The organism is Peribacillus phoenicis, assembly GCF_047238085.1.
In the GTDB taxonomy this organism is placed as follows: Bacteria; Bacillota; Bacilli; order Bacillales; family DSM-1321; genus Peribacillus.
Map to the genome: position 1 here is coordinate 1237359 of NZ_JBDFMF010000001.1, position 22858 is coordinate 1260216.

22 protein-coding genes, 1 pseudogene and 2 other annotated features are annotated in these 22858 nt (G+C 40.5%); of the genes and pseudogenes, 16 read left to right on the forward strand and 7 right to left on the reverse strand.

Features of this window, described 5'->3' with window-relative positions; genetic code table 11:
- The first annotated feature begins 1 nt into the window (after window position 1).
- On the forward strand, window positions 2–664 hold the full coding sequence (locus ABC374_RS05985; protein WP_284702805.1) for a potassium channel family protein: 663 nt from the start codon (window positions 2–4) through the stop codon (window positions 662–664).
- 112 nt (window positions 665–776) lie between these two features.
- Here ABC374_RS05985 and ABC374_RS28810 read toward each other — a convergent pair.
- The 3 genes and pseudogenes from ABC374_RS28810 to ABC374_RS05995 all read right to left on the reverse strand — a co-directional run.
- Window positions 777–897, reverse strand: a pseudogene (locus tag ABC374_RS28810) (transposase); the annotation flags it as partial.
- 455 nt (window positions 898–1352) lie between these two features.
- Window positions 1353–3023: a ribonuclease J1 gene (gene rnjA / locus ABC374_RS05990; protein WP_034314071.1), complete on the reverse strand. Its 1671-nt coding sequence runs from the start codon at window positions 3021–3023 to the stop codon at window positions 1353–1355.
- Between the two features lie 3 nt (window positions 3024–3026).
- Window positions 3027–3236, reverse strand: coding sequence for a DNA-dependent RNA polymerase subunit epsilon (locus ABC374_RS05995; protein ID WP_034314070.1), 210 nt, complete (start codon window positions 3234–3236; stop codon window positions 3027–3029).
- Window positions 3237–4122: 886 nt separating this feature from the next.
- Here ABC374_RS05995 and ABC374_RS06000 point away from each other — a divergent pair.
- Window positions 4123–4890, forward strand: coding sequence for a Cof-type HAD-IIB family hydrolase (locus ABC374_RS06000; protein WP_413016481.1), 768 nt, complete (start codon window positions 4123–4125; stop codon window positions 4888–4890).
- 47 nt (window positions 4891–4937) lie between these two features.
- Here the strand turns inward: ABC374_RS06000 and def are convergent, their stop codons facing one another.
- Window positions 4938–5492, reverse strand: coding sequence for a peptide deformylase (gene def, locus ABC374_RS06005; protein WP_350301908.1), 555 nt, complete (start codon window positions 5490–5492; stop codon window positions 4938–4940).
- A 240-nt stretch (window positions 5493–5732) separates the two neighbouring features.
- Window positions 5733–5888: a YjcZ family sporulation protein gene (locus ABC374_RS06010; RefSeq protein WP_063231991.1), complete on the reverse strand. Its 156-nt coding sequence runs from the start codon at window positions 5886–5888 to the stop codon at window positions 5733–5735.
- Between the two features lie 214 nt (window positions 5889–6102).
- Between ABC374_RS06010 and ABC374_RS06015 the strand changes: the two genes are divergently transcribed.
- The 7 genes from ABC374_RS06015 to ABC374_RS06045 all read left to right on the forward strand — a co-directional run bounded on the left by ABC374_RS06015 (window position 6103) and on the right by ABC374_RS06045 (window position 13799).
- Window positions 6103–6762, forward strand: coding sequence for a YkyA family protein (locus ABC374_RS06015; RefSeq protein WP_413016483.1), 660 nt, complete (start codon window positions 6103–6105; stop codon window positions 6760–6762).
- A 644-nt stretch (window positions 6763–7406) separates the two neighbouring features.
- Window positions 7407–8522 carry a pyruvate dehydrogenase (acetyl-transferring) E1 component subunit alpha gene (gene pdhA / locus ABC374_RS06020; RefSeq protein ID WP_241590432.1) on the forward strand — a complete coding sequence of 372 codons (1116 nt, stop codon included), beginning with the start codon at window positions 7407–7409 and terminating at the stop codon, window positions 8520–8522.
- 3 nt (window positions 8523–8525) lie between these two features.
- Window positions 8526–9503: an alpha-ketoacid dehydrogenase subunit beta gene (locus tag ABC374_RS06025; protein ID WP_034314063.1), complete on the forward strand. Its 978-nt coding sequence runs from the start codon at window positions 8526–8528 to the stop codon at window positions 9501–9503.
- 120 nt (window positions 9504–9623) lie between these two features.
- The gene (locus ABC374_RS06030) at window positions 9624–10982 is read left to right on the forward strand and encodes a dihydrolipoamide acetyltransferase family protein (RefSeq protein WP_101224535.1); all 1359 of its coding nucleotides are present in this window, start codon (window positions 9624–9626) and stop codon (window positions 10980–10982) included.
- Window positions 10983–10985: 3 nt separating this feature from the next.
- Entirely contained in the window at window positions 10986–12398 is a 1413-nt protein-coding gene (gene lpdA, locus ABC374_RS06035; protein ID WP_133348424.1) for a dihydrolipoyl dehydrogenase, read from the forward strand.
- A gap of 269 nt (window positions 12399–12667) precedes the next feature.
- A complete protein-coding gene (locus ABC374_RS06040; RefSeq protein ID WP_306804763.1) occupies window positions 12668–12925 on the forward strand; it encodes a hypothetical protein in 258 nt (85 codons plus the stop codon).
- Window positions 12926–12971: 46 nt separating this feature from the next.
- Complete coding sequence (locus ABC374_RS06045; RefSeq protein ID WP_350301910.1) at window positions 12972–13799, forward strand: polysaccharide deacetylase family protein; 828 nt, start codon at window positions 12972–12974, stop codon at window positions 13797–13799.
- Window positions 13800–13825: 26 nt separating this feature from the next.
- Here ABC374_RS06045 and ABC374_RS06050 read toward each other — a convergent pair whose 3' ends face one another.
- Window positions 13826–14260: a DUF1885 family protein gene (locus ABC374_RS06050; protein ID WP_413016486.1), complete on the reverse strand. Its 435-nt coding sequence runs from the start codon at window positions 14258–14260 to the stop codon at window positions 13826–13828.
- A gap of 585 nt (window positions 14261–14845) precedes the next feature.
- Between ABC374_RS06050 and ABC374_RS06055 the strand changes: the two genes are divergently transcribed.
- On the forward strand, window positions 14846–14971 hold the full coding sequence (locus ABC374_RS06055) for a GapA-binding peptide SR1P (RefSeq protein ID WP_072272684.1): 126 nt from the start codon (window positions 14846–14848) through the stop codon (window positions 14969–14971).
- Window positions 14972–15116: 145 nt separating this feature from the next.
- On the opposite strand, the gene ABC374_RS06060 is transcribed toward ABC374_RS06055, so the two are convergent.
- Window positions 15117–16574, reverse strand: coding sequence for an aminotransferase class I/II-fold pyridoxal phosphate-dependent enzyme (locus tag ABC374_RS06060; protein WP_350301912.1), 1458 nt, complete (start codon window positions 16572–16574; stop codon window positions 15117–15119).
- 417 nt (window positions 16575–16991) lie between these two features.
- Between ABC374_RS06060 and ABC374_RS06065 the strand changes: the two genes are divergently transcribed.
- The 6 genes from ABC374_RS06065 (at window position 16992) to trpC (ending at window position 22850) form a co-directional block, all read left to right on the forward strand.
- The gene (locus ABC374_RS06065) at window positions 16992–17951 is read left to right on the forward strand and encodes an NAD(P)H-dependent flavin oxidoreductase (protein WP_350301913.1); all 960 of its coding nucleotides are present in this window, start codon (window positions 16992–16994) and stop codon (window positions 17949–17951) included.
- 56 nt (window positions 17952–18007) lie between these two features.
- Window positions 18008–18283, forward strand: a complete 276-nt coding sequence (locus ABC374_RS06070; protein WP_063596342.1) for a UPF0223 family protein — start codon at window positions 18008–18010, stop codon at window positions 18281–18283.
- Window positions 18284–18352: 69 nt separating this feature from the next.
- Window positions 18353–18582, forward strand: a binding site (T-box leader).
- A gap of 36 nt (window positions 18583–18618) precedes the next feature.
- Window positions 18619–18855 (forward strand) — a binding site (T-box leader).
- A 172-nt stretch (window positions 18856–19027) separates the two neighbouring features.
- Window positions 19028–20422 carry an anthranilate synthase component I gene (gene trpE, locus ABC374_RS06075; protein ID WP_413016489.1) on the forward strand — a complete coding sequence of 465 codons (1395 nt, stop codon included), beginning with the start codon at window positions 19028–19030 and terminating at the stop codon, window positions 20420–20422.
- Window positions 20419–21024 carry an anthranilate synthase component II gene (locus ABC374_RS06080; protein WP_413016491.1) on the forward strand — a complete coding sequence of 202 codons (606 nt, stop codon included), beginning with the start codon at window positions 20419–20421 and terminating at the stop codon, window positions 21022–21024. The genes trpE and ABC374_RS06080 overlap by 4 nt, the downstream gene beginning before the upstream one ends.
- A gap of 27 nt (window positions 21025–21051) precedes the next feature.
- Window positions 21052–22074 carry an anthranilate phosphoribosyltransferase gene (trpD, locus tag ABC374_RS06085; protein WP_413016493.1) on the forward strand — a complete coding sequence of 341 codons (1023 nt, stop codon included), beginning with the start codon at window positions 21052–21054 and terminating at the stop codon, window positions 22072–22074.
- Window positions 22074–22850, forward strand: coding sequence for an indole-3-glycerol phosphate synthase TrpC (trpC, locus tag ABC374_RS06090; RefSeq protein ID WP_413016495.1), 777 nt, complete (start codon window positions 22074–22076; stop codon window positions 22848–22850). The genes trpD and trpC overlap by 1 nt, the downstream gene beginning before the upstream one ends.
- Window positions 22851–22858: the final 8 nt, after the last annotated feature.

Genomic DNA, 22858 nt, shown 5'->3' on the forward strand with positions numbered 1-22858 from the left:
TATTGTGAAAAAAGAATTTGCGGTGATTGGACTTGGCCGTTTTGGCGGCAGCATAGTCAGGACATTAGCTGAAGAAGGATTAGGGGTTCTGGCCATCGATGCTGACGAAGATCGAGTGAATGAATTTGCCAGGATAGCTTCACATGCCGTTGTAGGGGATACGACGGATGAAAATGTGCTGAGAAACATAGGTATTCGTAATTTTGATCACGTCATTGTAGCGATTGGCGAGAATATTCAAGCTAGTATATTGACGACCCTCATGCTTAAGGAATTGGGTGTCGGAAATGTAACGGTTAAAGCGCAAAATGATTATCATGAGAAGGTTCTCCGGAAAATCGGGGCCGACTTTGTCGTGCACCCCGAACGAGATATGGGAAGAAGGATTGCCCACAATATCGTCTCCAATAATATTCTCGATTATTTGGAGCTTTCTGATGAACACTCCATCGTCGAAATTGTTGCCAGCCAAAAGATGAATGGAAACTCGATATTTGACCTTGATATCCGTGCTCACTATGGGCTGAATATCGTCGCGATCAAAAGAGGGAACGAAATAAATGTCTCCCCACAGGCGAGCGATTTAATTCATAAAGGTGATATATTGATCGTCATCGGCGCGGATTCGGACATCAATCGCTTTGAAAAAAAAATTGTGGAATAAGCAACGTCCTGCTAAAATCGAGCAGCGCTTTTATCAAAGGAAAACAAAAAGGTTTCGGAATGGTCTCATTCCGAAACCTTTTTGTTTTTTAATTGGATTTGAAGTAGTTATAGAGAATAGCATGCATCGACATTTTTTTAATTCCCTTAAGTAGTCCTACGAAAACCATTCTTTTCTTTTACATCTGCAAGTACACGCAATATTGTTTCTTTGCGTTTCGCATATATAGATTCACATAATGACACAAATGATCTTTACTTTCTGTACACTGTGATAATAGTGAACAAGTGCACGAAAGGGTTTGGATGATTTGTACTCTCTATTTTGATTTATTTTTTCTTGAAGGCGTACTTGATAGGCTCGTGTTTCGGGCACTGGCTTTCCACAGTGTGGAATCAACAAATACATGCTTCTTATCAGTTTACTTTCGGAAGCTTTCCATTAAGATGCGATAGAAAATCTATTCAAGCATCCTTATCACCTCAAGTTTTAATAATCCTTTTTTTAAACAAAAAAGACTGTAGGCAAAAGAAGTTCTATCTAACTGTTAAAACAAAGTTGATTGGAGCGGGTGTTCGAGGCTCCGGGCCGCCCGCGGAAAGCTAGTGCCTGGAGCGGAATTCAACGTTCGAGATTTACAAACCTAAACAAAAAAAGCCCAGCCAAATGATGGCTGGGCTTCTATTATTTATTGCACTTCCATGATGATCGGCAGGATCATCGGACGGCGTTTAGTTTTTTCATATAGGAATGGAGATAGAGTGTCAGTAATTTCATTTTTGATTTCAGACCATTGTGTAGTTTTGCGATCCATCACCTTATTTAAATGCTTGGTGATCAAGGATTGAGCATCGCTGATCAGGTCTCCTGATTCTCTCATATAAACAAATCCGCGTGAGATGATGTCAGGACCGGATGCAATTTTGAATTCCTTCATATTGATGCTGACAACGACAACCACAAGACCTTCCTCGGAAAGAATCCGACGATCACGGAGAACGATATTTCCGATATCCCCGATACCGCTTCCATCGATATAAACCGAACCTGAAGGGATTTTACCAGCGATTTGTGCTGTGTTTTCACTTAAGGAAAGAACTTCACCATTATCCATGATAAAACAATTTTCTTCCGGAACTCCGCAGTCGACTGCATGGCGGGCATGAAGTTTTTGCATACGGTATTCACCATGGATCGGCATGAAGAATTTTGGTTTTATCAAACGTAGCATTAGCTTTTGTTCCTGCTGTCCGCCATGTCCTGATGTATGAATGTCATTCAAAGGACCTGAAATGACGTCTGCTCCTGCACGATATAATTGATTGATCGTTCTGGATACACTGATTGTGTTACCTGGGATGGGTGAAGAAGAAAATACGACAGTATCACCAGGGATGATTTGAATTTGACGGTGAGTGCCATTCGCTATGCGCGACAGGGCTGCCATTGGTTCCCCTTGGCTGCCTGTACAAAGGATGGTTACTTTATTCGCAGGCATGCGATTCAATTGCTGTACATCAATAAATGTATCTTTAGGCGCTACGATATAACCAAGATCTTGTCCGATTGATATGGCTGAATCCATGCTTCGGCCAAAAACGGCGATTTTGCGTCCGTTAGCCACGGCTGCTTCCACAACTTGCTGAAGGCGATGGATGTTCGATGCAAACGTTGCAAAAATGATCCGGCCGTCAACCTTACGGAAAATATCTTGAATGGTATCGCCGACACGGCTTTCGGACATAGTAAAGTTCTGCACTTCACTATTTGTGCTATCCGAGAGTAAGCACAATACGCCTTCTTTTCCGATTTCCGCCATCTTGGTCAGGTTAGCAGGCTCGCCCACTGGTGTGAAGTCGAATTTAAAATCACCAGTATGGACAATTTGTCCAGGTGGCGTTTTAACGACGATCCCATAAGAATCAGGGATACTGTGAGTTGTGCGGAAGAAAGAAACGGACGTCTTCCGGAACTTGATCACTTCATCTTCACTGATTTCAATCATGGTTGTCTGACGTAAAAGGCCGTGTTCTTCCAATTTATTACGAAGCAGTCCAAGTGCCAGCTTCCCGCCGTATACAGGGACATTCACTTTTCTAAGTAAATAAGGAATCCCGCCAATATGGTCTTCATGGCCATGGGTAATGAAGACACCTTTAATTTTATCTACATTTTTCTCTAAATAGCTGTAATCTGGAATCACATAGTCAATACCGAGAAGTTCATCTTCAGGAAATTTAATTCCAGCATCAATGATGATGATTTCATCTTGAAACTGAACAGCATATGTGTTCTTACCGATTTCGCCTAAACCGCCCAGGGCGAATACAGCTGTTTGATCATTTTTTACAAATTTCATAAATTATAGCTCCAATACTTTGTAATCTTCATTTTGTTTTTCATATTCTAAATATGCTCCGGTTACGGGTAGTACGATTTCTACGTTATAAGGTTCTTTTTTTAATTTTAAACGGACGTCACGAACGGATTCACCTTCGACAAACATTGTTTTAGTATTCTCCCTGATGGGAACCTCTGATATGGTTACTTGATAGTATACCTTAAAAACCATTTTAATCTCTCCTCACTTGTTTGCATTGCTTTTTTCATTATATATAAAAACAACAATTTTTTCATGTTTTTCAACATCATGTAAAAATAAACCCAGCTCCGCCATAAAAACGGAAGGGGTTTGATGAATTAAATATACCAATGTCTAAAAGTATATAAAAAAATAGATGGCAGATTTGGTATCAATCCAATTGTAGCTTCCTCTATCTTATATCCTATCCGTTTTTGCCATGTGTAAAACTTAAATCATCTGATCTTTTTTTCGTAAACGATTTCTTTCTAAATTAATCTAGTTTCAATGTGCACACCGTTTCATGAAAAGACAACGACTCATATTTTGATTGAAATATGTATTCACCTGACCATATAAAAGCCAAGATAGAAAGAATGCTTAACAAGAACTTTACAACAAGGAAGAAGCCCTCCGCAAGTTTTTGAAGGGCTGTCCGAAAAAAATTCGCATATGGATGACGGCCAAGGCAGGAATGAGTGGCAAATCATGCGATAGTTTTTTTTCTTAAAAGATCATTCCACTGTTTAACAAGCTTTTTACGAAGCTTTTTTAACATGGCGATCACGCTCCCTTAGTTATTATTGTATAGGATTATTCAATAATGTAAATACGTCTTTACAGGTACTTGGCCCATTTTTGAAAAAAAAGGCTCATTCAAACTAGCAACTGGGATTTTAGAGGCAAGAAGGGTGGGAGAAGTGTAATCGGAAAGCCTTAGTTGATTTCTGATTAACAATAGTATATGCCCATTCCCGAATAAAAAACGTAACTTTGAGGTGGATCCGGTAGAGTTACTTGACTTATCTTGATGACAATTATTAAATGAGTACATATTAAAAAAGGAAAAAATGAATGAATTGGAAGTGAATCGTTAGTGAAAATCGTATTCTTTGATATTGACGGAACATTGCTTGATCATGAAAAAAAGTTACCTGCTTCAACAAAAAAAGCCATTAAGCAACTGCAGGATAGCGGGGTTTTTGTAGCGATTGCCACAGGAAGGGCTCCGTTCATGTTCGAGTCCTTAAGGGAAGAGCTTGGCATCGATACATTCGTAAGTTTCAATGGACAATACGTTGTTTTTGAAGGGAAAGTCGTTTATAAAAACCCTTTGAGCAAACCTGAGATAAAACGGCTCCACGAACATGCTGAAAATAATGAAATCCCGATCGTTTTCATGAATGAGGAGACAATGAAATCGAGTGTTCCTCATCATAGCCGAATTGAAGAGGCATTAAGCAGCCTGAAGTTTCCCCATCCTGAACATGTGGCAGATTTTTATGAGAACCATGAAATATACCAAGCCTTGTTATTCTGCTCGGAAGATGAAGAAGGGAACTTTGTTGGGAATTATGATGACTTTCACTTCATTAGATGGCATGAGTATTCCACGGATGTACTTCCATTCGGGGGTTCAAAAGCTGAAGGCATTAAAATATTAATGGAAAAAGTCGGGTTTGCTCTGGAGGATGTTTACGCCTTTGGAGATGGCTTAAATGATATAGAGATGTTAAAAGTAGCGGGATATGGCGTGGCGATGGGGAATGCCGGTCAACTTGTGAAGCAAGAGGCCGACTTTGTAACGAAGGATGTCGATGATGATGGCATACTTTTTGGTTTGAAGGAACTTGAATTGATATAAAAAACAAAACCCCCGTCAACCAACTTGCGGGGGTTTTGCTTATTACGTTACCTTTCCACTGCAATAGAATTTTCCGGAATGGCATAAGGGTCTTCCGGGTTGATATGATCATAGAACATGATTCCATTAAGGTGGTCGATTTCATGTTGAAAGCAAATGGCTGCGATGCCTTTCAGGCGGAGTTTAACCGACTTTCCTTCCAGGTCGGTACCCACAACCGTTATTCGAGCATAACGGGGCACATAGCCGGAAACGGGACGATTTACGGAAAGGCAGCCTTCTCCGGATGTCAAGTATGCTTTTTCCACTGAATGGCTAATGAGTTTAGGGTTGAAAAGTGCATAGCTATACAGTTGATCATCTTTTTCTTTCAAATGAACCGCAATCATCCTTTTTGAAACATTCACTTGAGGTGCAGCCAAGCCAATGCCTGCCCTTAACCCATATATAGCAGCAATATCGGGCTTCTGGCTGTTTTGGACATATTCCATCAGGCTGGCTAAAAGTTGTTTATCTTCATATGATGCCGGAAGCGGAACCTCTACCGCGACTTGCCTTAAGATTGGATCGTCTTCATTAACAAAATCATCCATGGTTAGCATAATCTTTCACCCCATAAAAATTCTAATAATATGTATAGGGTTATTTTAACAAAAAAAATGCTGAAAGTTAATGGATGGTCTAATGAAAGAAAAATGGAAGGGATGGAATCAAATCGATTAATTCCTAACCCAACCATTATTTTATTTGCCTGTTGAGGTCTATTTAAATAAATAAATCATTTTTTGTGAATCAGGGTAAATAGTTAACATTTTCGGGTATAGGTAATAGTAATTACCTGCTTAGCATAAGCACGCGCCGACAATGATTAGTAGAATGAACAGGACAATGATTATGGCGAAGCCACTTCCAAAGCCGCAGCCTCCACCATCACCATAACCATAGCTGGGTGCAACGGAAACCGGATAACAACATTCCTGGTTGGAACCTCCATACATAATTTCATACCTCCGTTTTTGTATTATTAAAATGCTGACCACTCTGATTTGAAACGGTCCCTACAGCCTATGCAGTATGGTTTAAAGGGTGTAGGCTAGCGCCCAGTAATGAAAAAAACCTGTTCGGAATATTATTGTAACAAGTGTCAGCGGCTTATAAGGGAATTTAGAGAAATATGAATCTTCGAAGAATTATCAGAAGGAGCTGTCTATTTTGAATCGTTTTGGCCCATATGTTATTTTACTTCTTTCTTTAGTGGTCTTGACTGGTTGTTTCAATGGTTCACCGGAAGAAAAAATCCACAAAATCCTAGAGAAAACTGCAGAAAAGGAAAGTGATTTCACCGAGAATCAAGAGCCTCTTAATGATTTGGAGAAAAAAGAAAAAGAAAAATATGAGAAAATCATTAAACTTGGATTGGATGATTATGAACAGATCGTCGAGCTCTCAGATGAAGCAACCAAGAATATCGACCAAAGGGAAGAAATAATTGAAAAGGAACAAAGCAGTATGCAATCCTCAAAAGAACAATTCAATCAGATTGACGAACAAATCGGGAAAATAGAGGATGAAAAGATAAAAAAAGAAGCGACTGAAATGAAAAAGGTCATGAGTGAGCGCTATAGCACCTACGATAATTTATATGATGCCTATCAACAAAGTCTGGCTTATGATCGTGAATTATATGAACTGTTTAAAAAAGAGGATTTGAAAATGGATGAATTACAAATGCAAATCGAGAAAATCAATACTTCTTATACAAAAGTTTTAAAAGCGAATGAGGAATTTAATGCATTAACGGAAAAATCAAATCAAAAAAAAGAAAGTTTTTATGATAGTTCCGGCATAGAAATGGCTGATTCAACAAAATAATATAAATAATGATGGGCTGTGATCCTCAATCACAGCCCATATTTTATTCCACCCAGTCCATTTATGGACTGAAAATTTCTAGAATGATCTTTTTTTGTGTAACCAAATTGATGTGAGATTTTATACCTGTACTAAAAAAAATCGATAATTAAAAATCTAACAGCAGCGTTATATGAAAGCGTTTGAACGTTTTTTTGGAATATTATTCCGAAGCCTCAAATGCCTTTAGTTAAAGCGGTTTTGGAATCGATGGGATATGCGGGGGAATTGAAATGTTATCCTTCGCCAACCTTAAATCGATAAAGACGTAAATTTTAATAGTACAGTTGTAAAGTGAAAACTAATACAGAGAAGAAGTATGAGTGCTGGAAATTCTATTAAATCAAAATTATAAGGAGCTCCAAGTGATTGACTTGATGTTAATTCATCTTGTAAACTTAATCTATAAAAATTCTTGTATCATTTTCCTTGATTTTTTTTATGGTACAGAATAAGATTGAGACATATTAAGCATATCCACGTTTGAGGGATTGGTCTTAAGGGAAAAATAAAAGAATGTATTGTTGAAGAAACTAAAAAGCAAACTTTTTTTGCTTTATAGAATAATAATAGCAAACCTTTTTAATGAAAGGATGAGGTGCCAAATGGCTCAAAAAACTAAGCAAGCTAAAATTAATGTTCAAGATCAGCTTAAGAAAGTAGAAGAACAATTTGAAACTTTTCAAATTTTAAATGAAGAGGGAGAAGTCGTTAATGAAGCGGCTATGCCTGATTTAAGTGATGAACAATTGCAAGAATTAATGCGTCGTATGGTTTATACACGTATCTTGGATCAACGTTCCATATCACTGAACCGCCAAGGCAGATTAGGTTTCTATGCACCGACTGCCGGTCAAGAAGCTTCTCAAATCGCTTCCCAGTATGCTTTGGAAAAAGAAGATTTCATTTTGCCTGGTTACCGTGATGTTCCGCAAATCGTTTGGCATGGTCTGCCGCTTTGGCAAGCATTCTTATTCTCCCGGGGACACTTTAAAGGAAATCAAATTCCTGAAGACGTCAATGTCATTTCCCCTCAAATCATTATCGGCGCTCAATATATCCAAGCTGCCGGAGTGGCTCTTGGGTTGAAGAAACGCGGGAAAAAAGCTGTTGCCATTACATATACGGGTGACGGTGGAACCTCACAAGGTGACTTCTATGAGGGAATTAACTTTGCAGGTGCATTTAAAGCGCCAGCTATCTTCATCGTGCAAAATAACCGTTTCGCAATCTCGACACCGGTTGATTTGCAATCAGCAGCTAAAACATTGGCTCAAAAGGGTGTGGCTGCAGGTATTCCTGGAATCCAGGTTGATGGTATGGATGCGTTGGCCGTTTATACAGCCGTTAAAGAAGCACGTGAACGTGCAATCAATGGTGAAGGCCCTACATTGATTGAAACATTAACTTACCGTTATGGTCCGCATACGATGGCTGGGGATGACCCGACACGTTACCGTACTTCCGAAATGGATAACGAGTGGGAACTGAAAGATCCATTGGTTCGTTTCCGCAAGTTCTTGGAAAACAAAAAACTTTGGAATGAAGAATTAGAAAACGAAACGATAGAAAAAGCAAAAGACGATATTAAAGAAGCAATCAAATTGGCTGATGCAGAACCTAAACAAAAGGTTACAGACCTAATTGAAATTATGTATGAAGAAATGCCTTATAACTTAAAAGAACAATATGAAATTTATAAAGAGAAGGAGTCGAAGTAAGCCATGGCTCAATTGACGATGATTCAAGCAATTACAGAAGCATTACGCACAGAACTTAAAAATGACGAGAATGTACTCGTTTTTGGGGAAGATGTTGGTCTTAATGGAGGAGTTTTCCGTGCAACGGAAAATCTTCAAAAAGAATTCGGTGAAGATCGTGTATTCGATACACCTCTAGCTGAATCTGGAATCGGTGGATTAGCGGTCGGTCTTTCTTTACAAGGTTTCCGTCCTGTTCCTGAAATTCAATTCTTCGGATTTGTATATGAAGTAATGGATTCCGTAAGCGGTCAGCTTGCTCGTATGCGCTACCGTTCAGGCGGACGTTACAGTGCACCTGTTACAATTCGTTCACCTTTTGGAGGAGGAGTGCATACACCGGAAATGCATGCTGATAGCTTAGAAGGTTTAATGGCTCAGCAACCAGGGTTAAAAGTAGTTATCCCTTCCACTCCTTACGATGCAAAAGGCTTATTGATTTCTGCGATTCGTGATAATGACCCTGTCATTTTCCTTGAGCACATGAAATTGTACCGTTCTTTCCGTCAGGAAGTTCCTGAAGAAGAATATACAATTCCATTAGGAAAAGCGGACGTGAAAAGAGAAGGAACGGATTTATCCATTATTACGTATGGTGCGATGGTGCAGGAATCCATCAAGGCAGCTGAGGAATTGGCTAAGGATGGTCATTCCGTCGAAGTGGTCGACTTACGTACTGTATCTCCATTGGATATCGATACAATCATTGCTTCTGTAGAAAAAACAGGACGCGCTATCGTTGTTCAAGAAGCACAAAAGCAAGCTGGTATAGCAGCTAATGTTGTAGCGGAAATTAACGAACGTGCCATTTTAAGCTTGGATGCTCCAGTACTGCGAGTGGCGGCAGCTGATACGGTATTCCCGTTTTCACAAGCTGAAACAGTATGGCTCCCTAATTATAAAGACATTATTGAAACGGCGACTAAAGTCTTGAAGTTTTAACAATCTTAAGTAATGGAATGAATGTCCTGCTTGGGAAAGTAGTTTTGCATTAACGGTAATGCAAGATAAAGGACTTTATTCAAAGCACTAAGTATGATTTAATATAGGAGGTTGAACTCAGTGGCATTCCAATTTAGACTCCCTGATATCGGAGAAGGTATACACGAAGGTGAAATAGTGAAATGGTTTGTAAAACCAGGAGATAAGATTCAAGAGGATGACGTGCTTTGCGAGGTTCAAAACGATAAGGCCGTTGTTGAAATCCCATCACCGGTGGAAGGTACCGTTGAAGAAATCCTTGTTCAAGAAGGAACGGTTGCCGTTGTTGGCGATGTGCTTGTAACATTCGATGCTCCAGGTTATGAAAATCTTCAGTTTAAAGGGGATCATGGAGAAGAAGCGAAGGCAGAAGGCGAGAAGAATACGGAGGCCCAGGTTCAAGCAACTGCTGAAGCTGGACAGGAAGTCAAGAAAGAGGCTGCTCCGGTTCAAGAAAATAGCGGAGTAACGGGCGCGGGAGCACAACCACAGGTTGAGGCAGATCCTTCACGACGTATTATCGCCATGCCTTCTGTCAGGAAATATGCACGCGAACAAGGGGTAAACATTCGTGAGATCTCTGGTTCTGGGGATAACGGCCGCATCATGAAAGAAGACATAGATGCTTTCAAAAACGGCAAAACCGCTCCACAGCAACCAGCAGCTCAAAGTGAAGCTTCACAACAAAATGATACGGAAACAACCGAAAAACAAAAAGTTTCAATTCCAGAAGGGCAATATCCTGAAACTCGCGAGAAAATGAGCGGTATGAGAAAAGCGATCGCAAAAGCAATGGTTAAATCCAAGCAGACAGCTCCGCATGTAACATTAATGGATGAAGTCGATGTGACGCTATTGGTTGCTCACCGTAAGAAATTCAAGGAAATTGCTGCAGAAAAAGGAATCAAGCTTACATTCCTACCTTATGTTGTTAAAGCGTTAACAAGTGCATTACGTGAATTCCCTATGCTAAACACATCATTTGATGATGAAGCTAGTGAGATTATCCATAAACACTATTACAATATCGGAATTGCGGCAGACACAGATAAAGGACTGCTCGTTCCAGTTGTAAAAGATGCAGATCGTAAATCAACTTTTGCTATTTCACAAGAAATTAACGAATTAGCGACGAAAGCCCGTGACGGCAAATTGGCTCCTAACGAAATGAAAGGTGCTTCTTGCTCCATTACGAATATCGGTTCCGCAGGCGGTCAATGGTTCACACCTGTAATCAATCATCCAGAAGTTGCCATTCTAGGGATTGGACGCATTGCCGAAAAAGCAATTGTACGCGACGGGGAAATTATCGCCGCTCCAGTTCTGGCATTATCACTGAGCTTTGATCACCGCATGATTGATGGAGCAACAGCTCAACATGCATTGAATCATATCAAAAAGTTATTGAACGACCCAGAATTATTGTTAATGGAGGCGTAAACAATGGTAGTAGGAGATTTTCCAATCGAAACAGATACTTTAGTGATCGGTTCAGGCCCAGGGGGATATGTTGCCGCAATTCGCGCAGCACAGCTTGGACAGAAAGTAACGGTCGTTGAAAAAGGAACAATCGGCGGAGTTTGTTTGAATGTAGGCTGTATCCCATCGAAAGCTTTAATTTCGGCTGGACACCGTTTCCATGAAGCTCAGCATTCAGAAGATATGGGTATCTTTGCAGAAAAAGTTACGGTTGATTTTTCTAAAGTACAAGCTTGGAAAGGTTCTGTTGTCAAAAAATTAACAGGCGGTGTAAGCAGCCTATTAAAAGGCAATAACGTTGATGTTGTAACTGGCGAAGCTTATTTCGTTGATGAAAACAGCATCCGTGTTATGAATGATGACTCAGCCCAAACATATACATTTAAAAACGCAATCATCGCCACTGGCTCATCGCCAATCGAGATTCCGTCATTTAAATATACGAAACGTGTACTTAATTCCACTGGCGCTCTTGCTTTGGAAGAAGTTCCAAGTTCGATCGTAGTAATCGGCGGAGGTTACATCGGAACTGAGCTTGGCGGAGCATTCGCAAGCTTTGGCACTAAAGTGACCATCCTTGAAGGTACGGAAGAAATCCTTTCTGCAGGCTTTGAAAAACAAATGGCAGCACTTGTTAAGCGTAACCTTAAAAACAAAGGTGCTGAAATTGTCACTAAAGCTAATGCTAAAGGCGTGGAAGAAACTGAAACAGGCGTAACAGTTACTTATGAAGTAAAAGGCGAAGAGAAAAAAGTTGAAGCCGATTACGTTTTAGTAACAGTTGGACGTCGTCCAAATACTGCAGAAATCGGCCTGGAACAAGTCGGTATCAAAATGACTGACCGAGGTTTAATCGAAACGGATAAACAATGCCGTACAAGCGTGAAAAACATTTACGCAATCGGTGATATCGTTTCTGGGCCTCAGTTGGCTCATAAAGCTTCTTATGAAGGTAAAATTGCAGCTGAAGCCATTGCAGGACATTCATCTGAAATCGACTATCTTGCTATTCCGGCTGTTGTATTCTCTGAACCGGAACTTGCTTCTGTCGGTTACAATGAAAAAGAAGCGAAGGAAGCTGGAATCGAAGCGCTTGCTTCTAAATTCCCATTCGCTGCAAATGGACGTGCTCTTTCCTTAAATAATACGGACGGATTTGTGAAGCTTATTACTCGCAAAGAAGACGGATTGGTTATTGGAGCACAAATTGCAGGACCAAACGCTTCTGATATGATTGCAGAACTTGGTTTGGCTATCGAAGCAGGAATGACTGCCGAAGATATAGCAATGACAATCCATGCACATCCAACATTAGGGGAAATCACAATGGAAGCTGCTGAAGTTGCCCTTGGAACTCCTATCCACATCATTAAGTAATTGAGTTATATAAAAGCGTACTGCTAATGCAGTACGCTTTTTTTGGCCGGATTAAAAAAATTAAGGATGACTCCCCATTCATGATTTTCTTCACACTAGTTAAATGAAAAGGACAAAAAGGGCATAAGCTATAAAAAGGACTTCTTACTTTTTTCCTTGAAAGGGTTTGAAAAAGTTAATAGAGGATAAAAAATAAGATGAGCGATGTGCTATAGGAATATTTTTTGCCAATAAAAAGATCATGGCTGATATATTCATATTAAAATGAGGTGGATCACTTGAAAAACTATCTGGTAATCCTCTTTCAACTAATCGTTTGGAGCGGGTATACATTAGTTGAATGGCTGTCTGTTAACGATCGATTCGTTTTCAAAGTATTCATGTTTCTGGTCTTTTCTTATTTAGCCATCTACATTGGTAAGATGATTTTAAAATCCAATAGACGAACCATGCTTGTTACCGTGATAAGTCTATTATGTTACGGGATTTTGCAAATCCTTTTGGAAACGCTGGTACCCGTTTATTGAATTTTTAAGTAAGCCGCAATGACACACAATCAACCACGGAGGAATCATGATTAACAAAGTAGTAGCATTATTTACATTTGTATCATTTTTATTGATGGCTTGTAATGATCCGAGTTCCGGTCAAACTGAAAATGAGAATCAAAAAAGTGTTGAAACGACCACAACGATCCAAGATGAAAGCCATCAAGAGAAAGATTTGAAAAAAGAAACGTCAAAAACAATTGGCGAAAGGAATGTAAAGGCAGAATATCGGGTGAATAAAGAGAATTGGTCATTTAAACCGATTGGGGATGCAAATCCGAAAGTTGTGTTGTTAACATTTGATGATGCACCTGATAAATATTCCCTGGCAATCGCCCAAACCCTGAAGCGACTTAAAGTACCTGCAATATTTTTCGTGAATGGTCACTTTCTTGAAAATGATGAAAATAAAGCGATGCTAAAAGAAATTTATGAAATGGGTTTTTCTATCGGCAATCATACTTATTCCCATGTGAATTTAAAAGAGTTGACCGAAAAGGAACAGGAGCGGGAAATCGTAAAATTGAACAATTTGGTTGAGGGCATTACAGGGGTACGCCCTAAGTACTTCAGGGCGCCATTTGGATCGAATACCGAGCATTCAAAAAAAGTCGCTGAGAAAGAAAAAATGTTGGTCATGAACTGGACATACGGATATGACTGGGAAAAAGAGTATCAGGATAAAAAAGCTTTAACGGAAATCATGTTGAACAGCCCTTATTTAGGAAATGGCGCGAACTTACTGATGCATGACCGGAAATGGACGAGTGAAGCGATAGAGGATATCGTGAAAGGTTTTCAAAAGAAAGGTTATGAGATCCTTGATCCAAAATTAATTGAAACGCCTGCATGAGCCAATTTAGGCAATCTGCAGGTTTTTTATTTCCTTGGATAATAATACATCACCCGTTTATTGAAGAGGTGAAGCTGTGCCCGTAATTTCTTTGCAAGGAACTTGCACAATTCATTTGCTTTTCCCTTATCACCGAAAGTGGCTGTTTCAGGGAGGGTGAATTGGATATAGGATTGAATCCGCTCAGATCCATCTTCATCCTTAACGATCTCTTGGTCGACGCCTATCAATATCATGTGATATCGATCTTCTTTGGATTGGAGGTATATGGCCTTATCTTTCATTCTTGCCGGTTCTTTCATTTCATAAGGAAATGCCTTCTTATCATAGTCCCAATCCAGCTGCTTTCCGGTTTTCGCTGTGATCATTCGATAATAGTTCAGCAATTCTTTCACGTCTTCGATGGTTACAGTTCCTTTCGCGGACTCAGGAACAAGTTTGATATAGGCATTTTCAGTCATGTGGATCCCCCTTAATAGAATGTAAGAATATATTAACATTTTATGGATGTATTATATACATATCTATATGTAAATGAAAAGGCGAAATTCCTTTTTCACCTTGCTATGCTGAAGCAAGGAGTATGATGCATTGAGTCAAGGGCCCTTCGTTTATAAATAAATTCCCGTGTTTTAAAAAAGGCTGTTTTCGCATACTTTGTTGCTATTTACCAAGTAGTGCGGTGTGGTTGATTTCCCCTCCAGATGCTCGCTTTCCGCGGGGCGGGCGGTGAGCCTCCTCGGCGTAAACGCCTGTGGGGTCTCACCTGTCCCGCTGCTCCCGCAGGAGTCTCGCACTTCCGCTCCAATCAACCTTAAATAGTTTCGTTTTAAAAACAACAATCTTTATGAAAAGAGCCTAAAAAAAAGAATCAGTCTAACGAACGATTGGAATGCAGTTCTTTCAAGATGATCGTTCATAAAGTGGGGAAAAGTATATATGTTATACTTTTTAGCTTGAAATAATAAATGTGTTATATTATAATTCATTTAAAGCGGTTACATTATATCAATAATGCATACAATATAGGGGAAGGGGTTGTAAAAATGGGAACTATCGTATGTCAAACTTGCAATAGCACGATTGAACATTTTGAAGATGAGAAAGTAAGTGTACTATATACACATAATCACAACTGCCAAAGCTGTGATACAGCTGCCTCTGAAAAATAAATCGAAAAAGGATTTTCAAGATTAATAGAATTTAAGGGTGTTTCAGGATTGTAACCTGGAGCACCCTTTTTATAGAAGTCAGTGCTTAATATTAAAAGGTACAAAAAAACCAGAGCAGTACTCTGCTCTGGTTTGATGGAATCGATCAATTCTTAATAATGCGTAAATATTTTATTTCTGGGTCCTCAGGGCCTTGAACAGGAAGTCCGGCCTCGATGTTTTTCCGGATGTAATTGATATTATCTTCAGTAATCAATTCACCTGGAATGAAGATCGGGATTCCCGGCGGGTAAACCATTATGAATTCAGCGCTGATTTTGCCGACCGATTCCTCAATGGGAACCACTTCGGTTTCTGCATAAAATGCCTCCCTGGGTGATAAAGCCAGTGGTGGTGTATCAGGAAGCAGGACTTCAATTTTTTCATGTTCTGCAGCCATTTCCTTAAACTCATCCGATAAGTCTCTAAGGGCAGCGATCAGCAGATCCGCTTCTGTTTTTGAGTCTCCAGGTGTTATCAGGCAAAGGATGTTGTACAAGTCAGAAAGTTCAACTTCGATATTATGCTTTTCACGAAGCCATTTCTCGACGTCGTATCCGGTAATATTCAATTCCTTAATGGATATGATCAATTTAGTCGGATCATAGCTATATGCTGCCTTACTCTCGAGAATTTCGCTGCCGACACAGTATAGATAAGGAATCTCATTAACGGCCTCACGGATATACCCTGCGAGATTGATCGCTTCATCGACCATTTCCCTGCCTACCGTCGCAAGTTGTCTTCTAGCCGTATCCAGGGAAGCCAGAAGGATATAGGAGGTTGAGGTGGTTGTGAGCATGCTCAATATGGCTTGAACACGATTTGCGGAAACCAATCCAGTCTTAACATTCAATATGGAACTTCCCGTCAGTGAACCTCCCAGTTTATGAACACTCGTTGCAGCCATATCTGCTCCAGCTTGCATGGCTGACATCGGCAAGTCTTCGTGGAAGTGAATATGGACACCATGCGCTTCATCTACGAGTACTGGGATTTGGTGGGAATGAGCCACTTCCACTATTTTCTGCAAATCAGCCGAAATGCCGAAATAAGTGGGGTTGATGACAAGCAATCCTTTTGCATCGCTATGTTCGCTTAAAGTTTTTTCAACGGCCTCGACGGTGATACCGTGTGAGATGCCCAAATCTTTGTCTATTTCAGGATTGATGAAAATGGGAACAGCTCCAGAAAATACAATGGCGGACATTACGGATTTATGTACATTCCTTGGAACGATGATTTTGTCCCCAGGTCCGCATACTGTCATGACCATCGTCATGATTGCTCCACTTGTTCCTTGAACGGAAAAGAATGTGTGATCTGCCCCAAAAGCCTCGGCTGCAAGATCCTGAGCTTGTTTAATGATCCCTTTTGGCTGATGGAGATCATCGAGTGGAGCGATATTGATTAAATCTATGGATAATGCATTTTCTCCAATGAAATTACGGAAATCAGCGTCCATTCCTTTTCCTTTTTTATGACCTGGAATATGAAATTGAACGGGATTTCTTTTTGCATGCTGCAATAAGGCAGTGTATAAGGGTGTTTCATTCTGTGACAATTCTTTGTGGCCCCTTTTCAATAAAATAGGTACGAAATATTTGGGAGCATATACTCCCTTTCTATTAACGATCGTATGTTTCTCCGATTCCATTCAAATGGTTTGTAAGCTTGTGGATAGACATAAAACATATGAATTATAGCACGTCTTATAATAAATGCCTAGAGTGACTTTAATGTCCTGACTTAAACAATTTATATATGTCTTTGTTGTTAAGGGGCTCAATAAAATTATCTGCAGTTTATAAATGTCCATTTTCCTAGTATTTACTGGATTTACTCAAGAATTCTTCTTTTATTAATATTGTATTTGTGAGTTTAAAAATTGAACGGGTAAACAATATTTGCCATAATGAAGCTAATGATTTGGATTCAGCTAAATAAACAAACGACCAAAATGAAAAGGGAGATGAGGAGTTTGAAGTGGAAAACGCGTGTGACCGATTTGTTAGGCATTCAATACCCAATCGTACAAGGGGGATTGGCCCATTTAGCATATGCAGACCTGGCTGCGGCAGTTTCGAATGCAGGGGGGCTTGGGCAGGTAACGGCCATGTCCTTGGACAACCCGGAGCAACTGGTAGATGAAATTAGAAAAACGAAATCATTGACGGATAAACCGTTTGGTGTGAACTTTGCAATCGGTCAGCATGGAAGGCCTTATGAACACATGCTGGAAGCAGCCTTGAAAGAGGATATTGCAGCTGTTTCCGTAACCGGCGGCAACCCTGGCCCATTCCTTGATTACGTCAATGGCACCCAGGTGAAAAAACTTGTGCTTGTTGCTGCAAGAAGGCAGGCAATGAAGGCTGAACAGCTTGGGGCAGATGCAGTGATGGTGGTTGGTCAGGAGGGAGGAGGACATTTAGGCCGTGATGATATTGGAACTTCTGTGTTAATTCCTCAAGTTGTGGACTCCGTTAAAATTCCAGTAATCGCCTCGGGTGGATTTGGCGATGGACGCGGTTTGATGGCAGCAATGGCACTTGGTGCCGAAGGAATCGAGATGGGGACAAGATTCATAGCAGTCAAGGAGTGTGTTCATGCACATGAATTATATAAAAATACCTTGGTTTCCGGCACGGAAAATGATACCGTTATCATCAAGCGGTCCATTGGTGCACCAGCAAGGGTAATTGCTAACAGCTGGACCGATAAGATCCTTGATATAGAAAAAGAAAACGGCGGATATGAAGAATTGAAGGATTACATAAGTGGTAAAGCGAACCAGCGTTATATCCATGACGGTATTGAAGCTGAAGGCTTTGCCTGGGCTGGACAAGTGATGGGGCTGATTCATGATGTACCATCGACTGCTGAACTATTCAGTCGGATTATCGACCAGGCGGAAGCAATTCGTTCAAAATGGGCAGACTGATATAAATGGTCTGCCGGACAACATGAAAAACTATCTAGAAGGAGCGTGTTTAGGGTATGGATTATCAATATCCAATGGATCTTGATTGGTCTACTGACGAAATCGTAGATGTGATTAAATTCTTTGAAGCGGTAGAAAAGGCTTATGAAAATAAAATACAAAAGGAAGAATTCATGAAGGCTTACCGAAGATTCAAGGAAATAGTCCCTGGTAAGGCGGATGAAAAAAAGTATACGGATGAGTTCGAGTCAGTAAGCACCTATTCAGCCTATCTTGTTATAAAGAAGGCAAAAGGAATCGATGACGGAGAATGGATAAAAATGAAAAATTAAAAATATAATTTTTAGAAAACTCCATTGACTTACTGAAAAGATTGTTTTAACATAATAAACAAGAAAAAGATAAAGGCAGTGACGAAGAAGAGTACCTTAATGATGTTCTGCAGAGAGCCAGTGGTTGCTGAAAACTGGTGAACGAATTTAAGCGAATGGACTTCCGAGCCCCAAACCGAAACGGATAACGGAGTAGGCTTTGGCGATTATCTCATCGTTAATGGAGATAGGCATGTTAATGCCGTAAAGTGAGCTAATTTAGCTAATTAAGGTGGTACCACGGGTTCCTCGTCCTTTGGATGAGGGCCCTTTTTGCGTTTTTTTTGAAAATGATAATTAAATCTATGAATGAGAGTAGTAATCTTTTTAGATGCGTCACAGAGAGCCGGAATAGGTGGAAACCGGTACGATATAAGAAGATGAATGGACTTATGAGTGGTTTCTTGAAATAAGTAGGGAAACTCGGCTGCCACCGTTAAAGGGTAAACGCAAGAATTTTTCATTCTTGCTTGAGAGGGAAAAATGATGCGTTTTTCCAACTTGAGGTGGCACCGCGGTATACCGTCCTCTGCAGACACATATTTGTGTTTGCAGGGGATTTTTTTATTGAAATTTCAATATATATACCTTTTAGAGAAGCATCAAAAAATATCCAGAGGAATTGAAAACTCCGGCAATTGGCCAAAAGGGTTTTCCTTCGGAGGTTTATAAGAACGCACGCATAAGGATCGGGAGGGAATTGAGATGAATAATTTGGATGAAAAAAAAATACTCCGTTTTAAAATGGACACAATTGAAGGGGATATCCACACACCCATTGCCATATTTCAGAAATTGGATGGTGACCAGAAGTTTTTATTGGAAAGTTCAAATTCGCATCATGACAACGGCCGCTACTCTTATCTAGGTTCAAAACCGTACCTGGAGGTAACATCACTTGGTGACAAAGTATATGTGAAAGACACGGTAACAGGTGACCAAATCGTAAAGAACACAAATATCATCGAGTTTCTAAAAAACGAATTATTAGTGGAAATAGGAGAAGCTCCCATACATCTTCCTCCTTTTAACGGTGGCGCAATCGGATATATGGGCTATGATATCATTCGTCTATATGAAAATATAGGTACGGTTCCTCCTGATTCACTGCAAATGCCTGATGCTCATTTTCTTTTTTATAAAGAATTGTATATATTCGATCATGTTCTACAAAAGATCCATCTTTTGACTGCGGAAGAAGATAGTGAAAAAAGTTTATTGGAGATGAAGGGAAAAATCAATCAGGCAAGCAAGCCGTCAAAGGAAATATCGTCTGAATATTTGGAATTCGATTCGAATTTCAGTCAGGATGAATTCGAGAAAATGGTCCTTGAAGTCAAAGCGGCGATTGTAGCCGGTGAAGTGTTCCAAGTCGTTTTATCTCAAAGGTTTAAAGCGGACTTCGATGGGGAGCCTTTCGATGCTTACCGACGTTTGCGATTAGCCAACCCGTCTCCTTATATGTTTTATATAGAATTTGGCGACTATACAATCATTGGGTCGTCTCCAGAAAGTTTAATCAGTGTTTCATCAGGAATGGTTCATGTTAATCCCATCGCCGGCACACGGCCGAGAGGGAAAACGGATGAAGAAGATAAGGGCTTCGAAAAAAGCCTGCTGATGGATGAAAAGGAACTTGCCGAGCATAAGATGCTTGTTGATTTAGGCAGGAATGATCTTGGCAGGGTTTGCGAAATAGGTTCAATCCACCTTACTGAGGAAATGGAAATTCAAAGATATCAGCATGTCATGCATATTGCTTCGAAGGTTAGCGGAAAGCTTAGGGAAGGGTACACGAGTTTAGATGCCCTTACGGTTTGCCTCCCTGCCGGAACAGTTTCAGGTGCTCCTAAAATCAGGGCAATGGAGCTGATCAATGAACTGGAAAATTGTAAACGGGGGATGTATTCGGGCTCGATAGGCTACATAGGTTTTGGAGGGGATCTTGATATGGCTTTAGCCATTCGGACGATGATCATTAAAGATGGCAAGGCCTATGTTCAGGCAGGGGCTGGAATTGTATATGATTCAGATCCAAAAACGGAATATGAAGAAACACAAAATAAAGCACGCGCTTTAATGGAGGTTCACACTAAATGATTTTATTAATTGATAACTATGACTCGTTCACTTACAACCTTTATCAATATTTAGGGGAAGTGGAAAAAGAAATCGTAGTAAAAAGGAATGACGAAATCACCCTTGCGGAAATTGAGGAACTGAATCCAATGGCAATCGTCATTTCCCCGGGACCCGGCAGGCCGGAAGATGCTGGTATCAGTATGGAGATCATCCGTAATTTTTATGAGAAGGTTCCGCTTTTAGGCATTTGTCTGGGGCATCAGGCCATTGGTGCAGTTTTTGGTGCGAATGTGGTTGGAGCGAAACAAATCATGCATGGGAAAACATCGGTAATCGAACATGATGGAACAGGTGTATTTGCCAAACTGGACTTGCAATTCCCGGTAATGCGTTACCATTCCCTTGTAGTTGAAAGGGCGAGTTTGCCAGAAGAACTGACTGTGACGGCAGTAGCACTGGATGATGGGGAAATCATGGCCCTGAAACATCAGGAATTCCCGCTCTACGGTTTACAGTTCCACCCTGAATCAATAGGGACGAAAATCGGCAAGGAATTATTACATCAATTTTATGAGATTGCCGGAACCTTTCAATCAGAGAAGCAACAATCCATTTTATAAAACAAAAAACGACTGGGGGAGTTAGCGGTGAAGGAATATTTAGCGAAGTTAGCAGAGCGTCAAACATTGACGGAAGAAGAGATGAGCAGAGCAGCCCAATCGTTATTTTCTAAAGATATCACCGAAAGCGAAATGGCAGCATTCATCATTGCCCTAAAATCCAAAGGGGAAACGGCAGGTGAAATAGCGAGCCTTGTCAGGGTCATGAGAAAAGAAGCAAGAAGTGTACAAACAAGCTCCCTTAATGTAATGGATAATTGCGGAACGGGAGGAGATGGATCACAAAGCTTCAATATAAGTACAGCATCGGCCTTCGTGCTGGCTGGTGCCGGTGTCAAGGTTGCCAAACATGGAAACCGTAGCATTTCAAGCAAAACGGGCAGTGCGGATGTATTGGAAGAGCTAGGTGTTAATTTGTACTTGGAGCCTGCCATGTTAAAAGAACTGTTGGAGGAGAATGGGATCGCATTCTTATTTGCCCCATCGGTCCACCCTAATATTGCACGGATAATGAAAGTGAGAAAAGAACTGAAAATCCCGACGATATTTAATCTCATCGGACCTTTGACAAATCCAGTCCAACTCGATACGCAATTAATGGGTATCAATCGACGCGATATGCTCGAGCTTTTTGCGGAAGTCCTGCATAAATTAGGCAGGAAACGCGCGGTCGTGATAAATGGTGCCGGATTCATGGATGAAGCGAGCCTACAGGGTGAAAATTCACTCGTGCTTTTGGAGCAGGGGGATATTATCCCATTTACGCTGCATCCTGAAGAAGTGGATTTGCCGGTTTACGGAAATGATGCCATCCGCGGCGGTGACGCCAAACAAAATGCCGATATCATGCTTAGGCTTCTCAAGGGGGAAAAAGGGGCCTATCGTGATACCGTTTTATTGAATGCTGGATTGGGATTATTCGCACATGGAACGGCAGCAACGATCAAAAAAGGAATCTCTATGGCCAAGGAAAGCCTTGATAGCGGATCGGCTCTTGAAAAGTTAGAAAATCTGATTGCTTATGGCAATAGAAATAAGGTGGTCATGTAATGGAAAATATTTTAACGAAAATCATCGAACAGAAAAAGGTAGAAGTCGCAAAATTAAAAGAAAGGGGCTTAGGTGATTCGGTCATGGTCAACATAGTCAGACCATCTTTGGTGGATAATTTGAAAACGGCGAAATCGATGGCTGTTATCGCGGAAATAAAAAGGGCTTCCCCTTCAAAAGGGGACATTAAAATCCATGTTAATCCGATTGAGCAGGCCCTTTCATATGAAAGCGGCGGAGCGGCAGCGATATCCGTATTGACGGATGAGGTTTTCTTTAAAGGATCAATTGCAGATTTGAAAAACGTAAGCGAGGCTATACGGATTCCCAGGCTTTGCAAAGATTTCATCATCGATGAAATCCAAATCGATCGTGCCCATCAAGCTGGTGCAACTATCATTCTATTGATTGTGGCAGCACTTTCTAAAGAACGCCTTCATGAATTATATCAATATGCAAAAAAGAAAGGGCTTGAAGTATTGACGGAAGTCCATGATGAAGCCGAACTAAAACAGGCTCTCGAGCTGAATGCAGAGCTCATAGGGATTAACAATCGGAATTTAAAGACCTTTAAAGTGGATTTGGCTGTAACGGAACGACTGGCGATGTTACTTGATCCAACACGCCATATCATTATCAGTGAAAGTGGGATCAAGACAAAAGAAGACGTGATGCGTGTGAAGGAAGCTGGTGCAAAAGCGATTTTAGTCGGGGAGACGCTGATGACTGCATCAAATCTTCCGCACACGATGGCCGAACTGCAAATGAGTATATAAGGAGATTA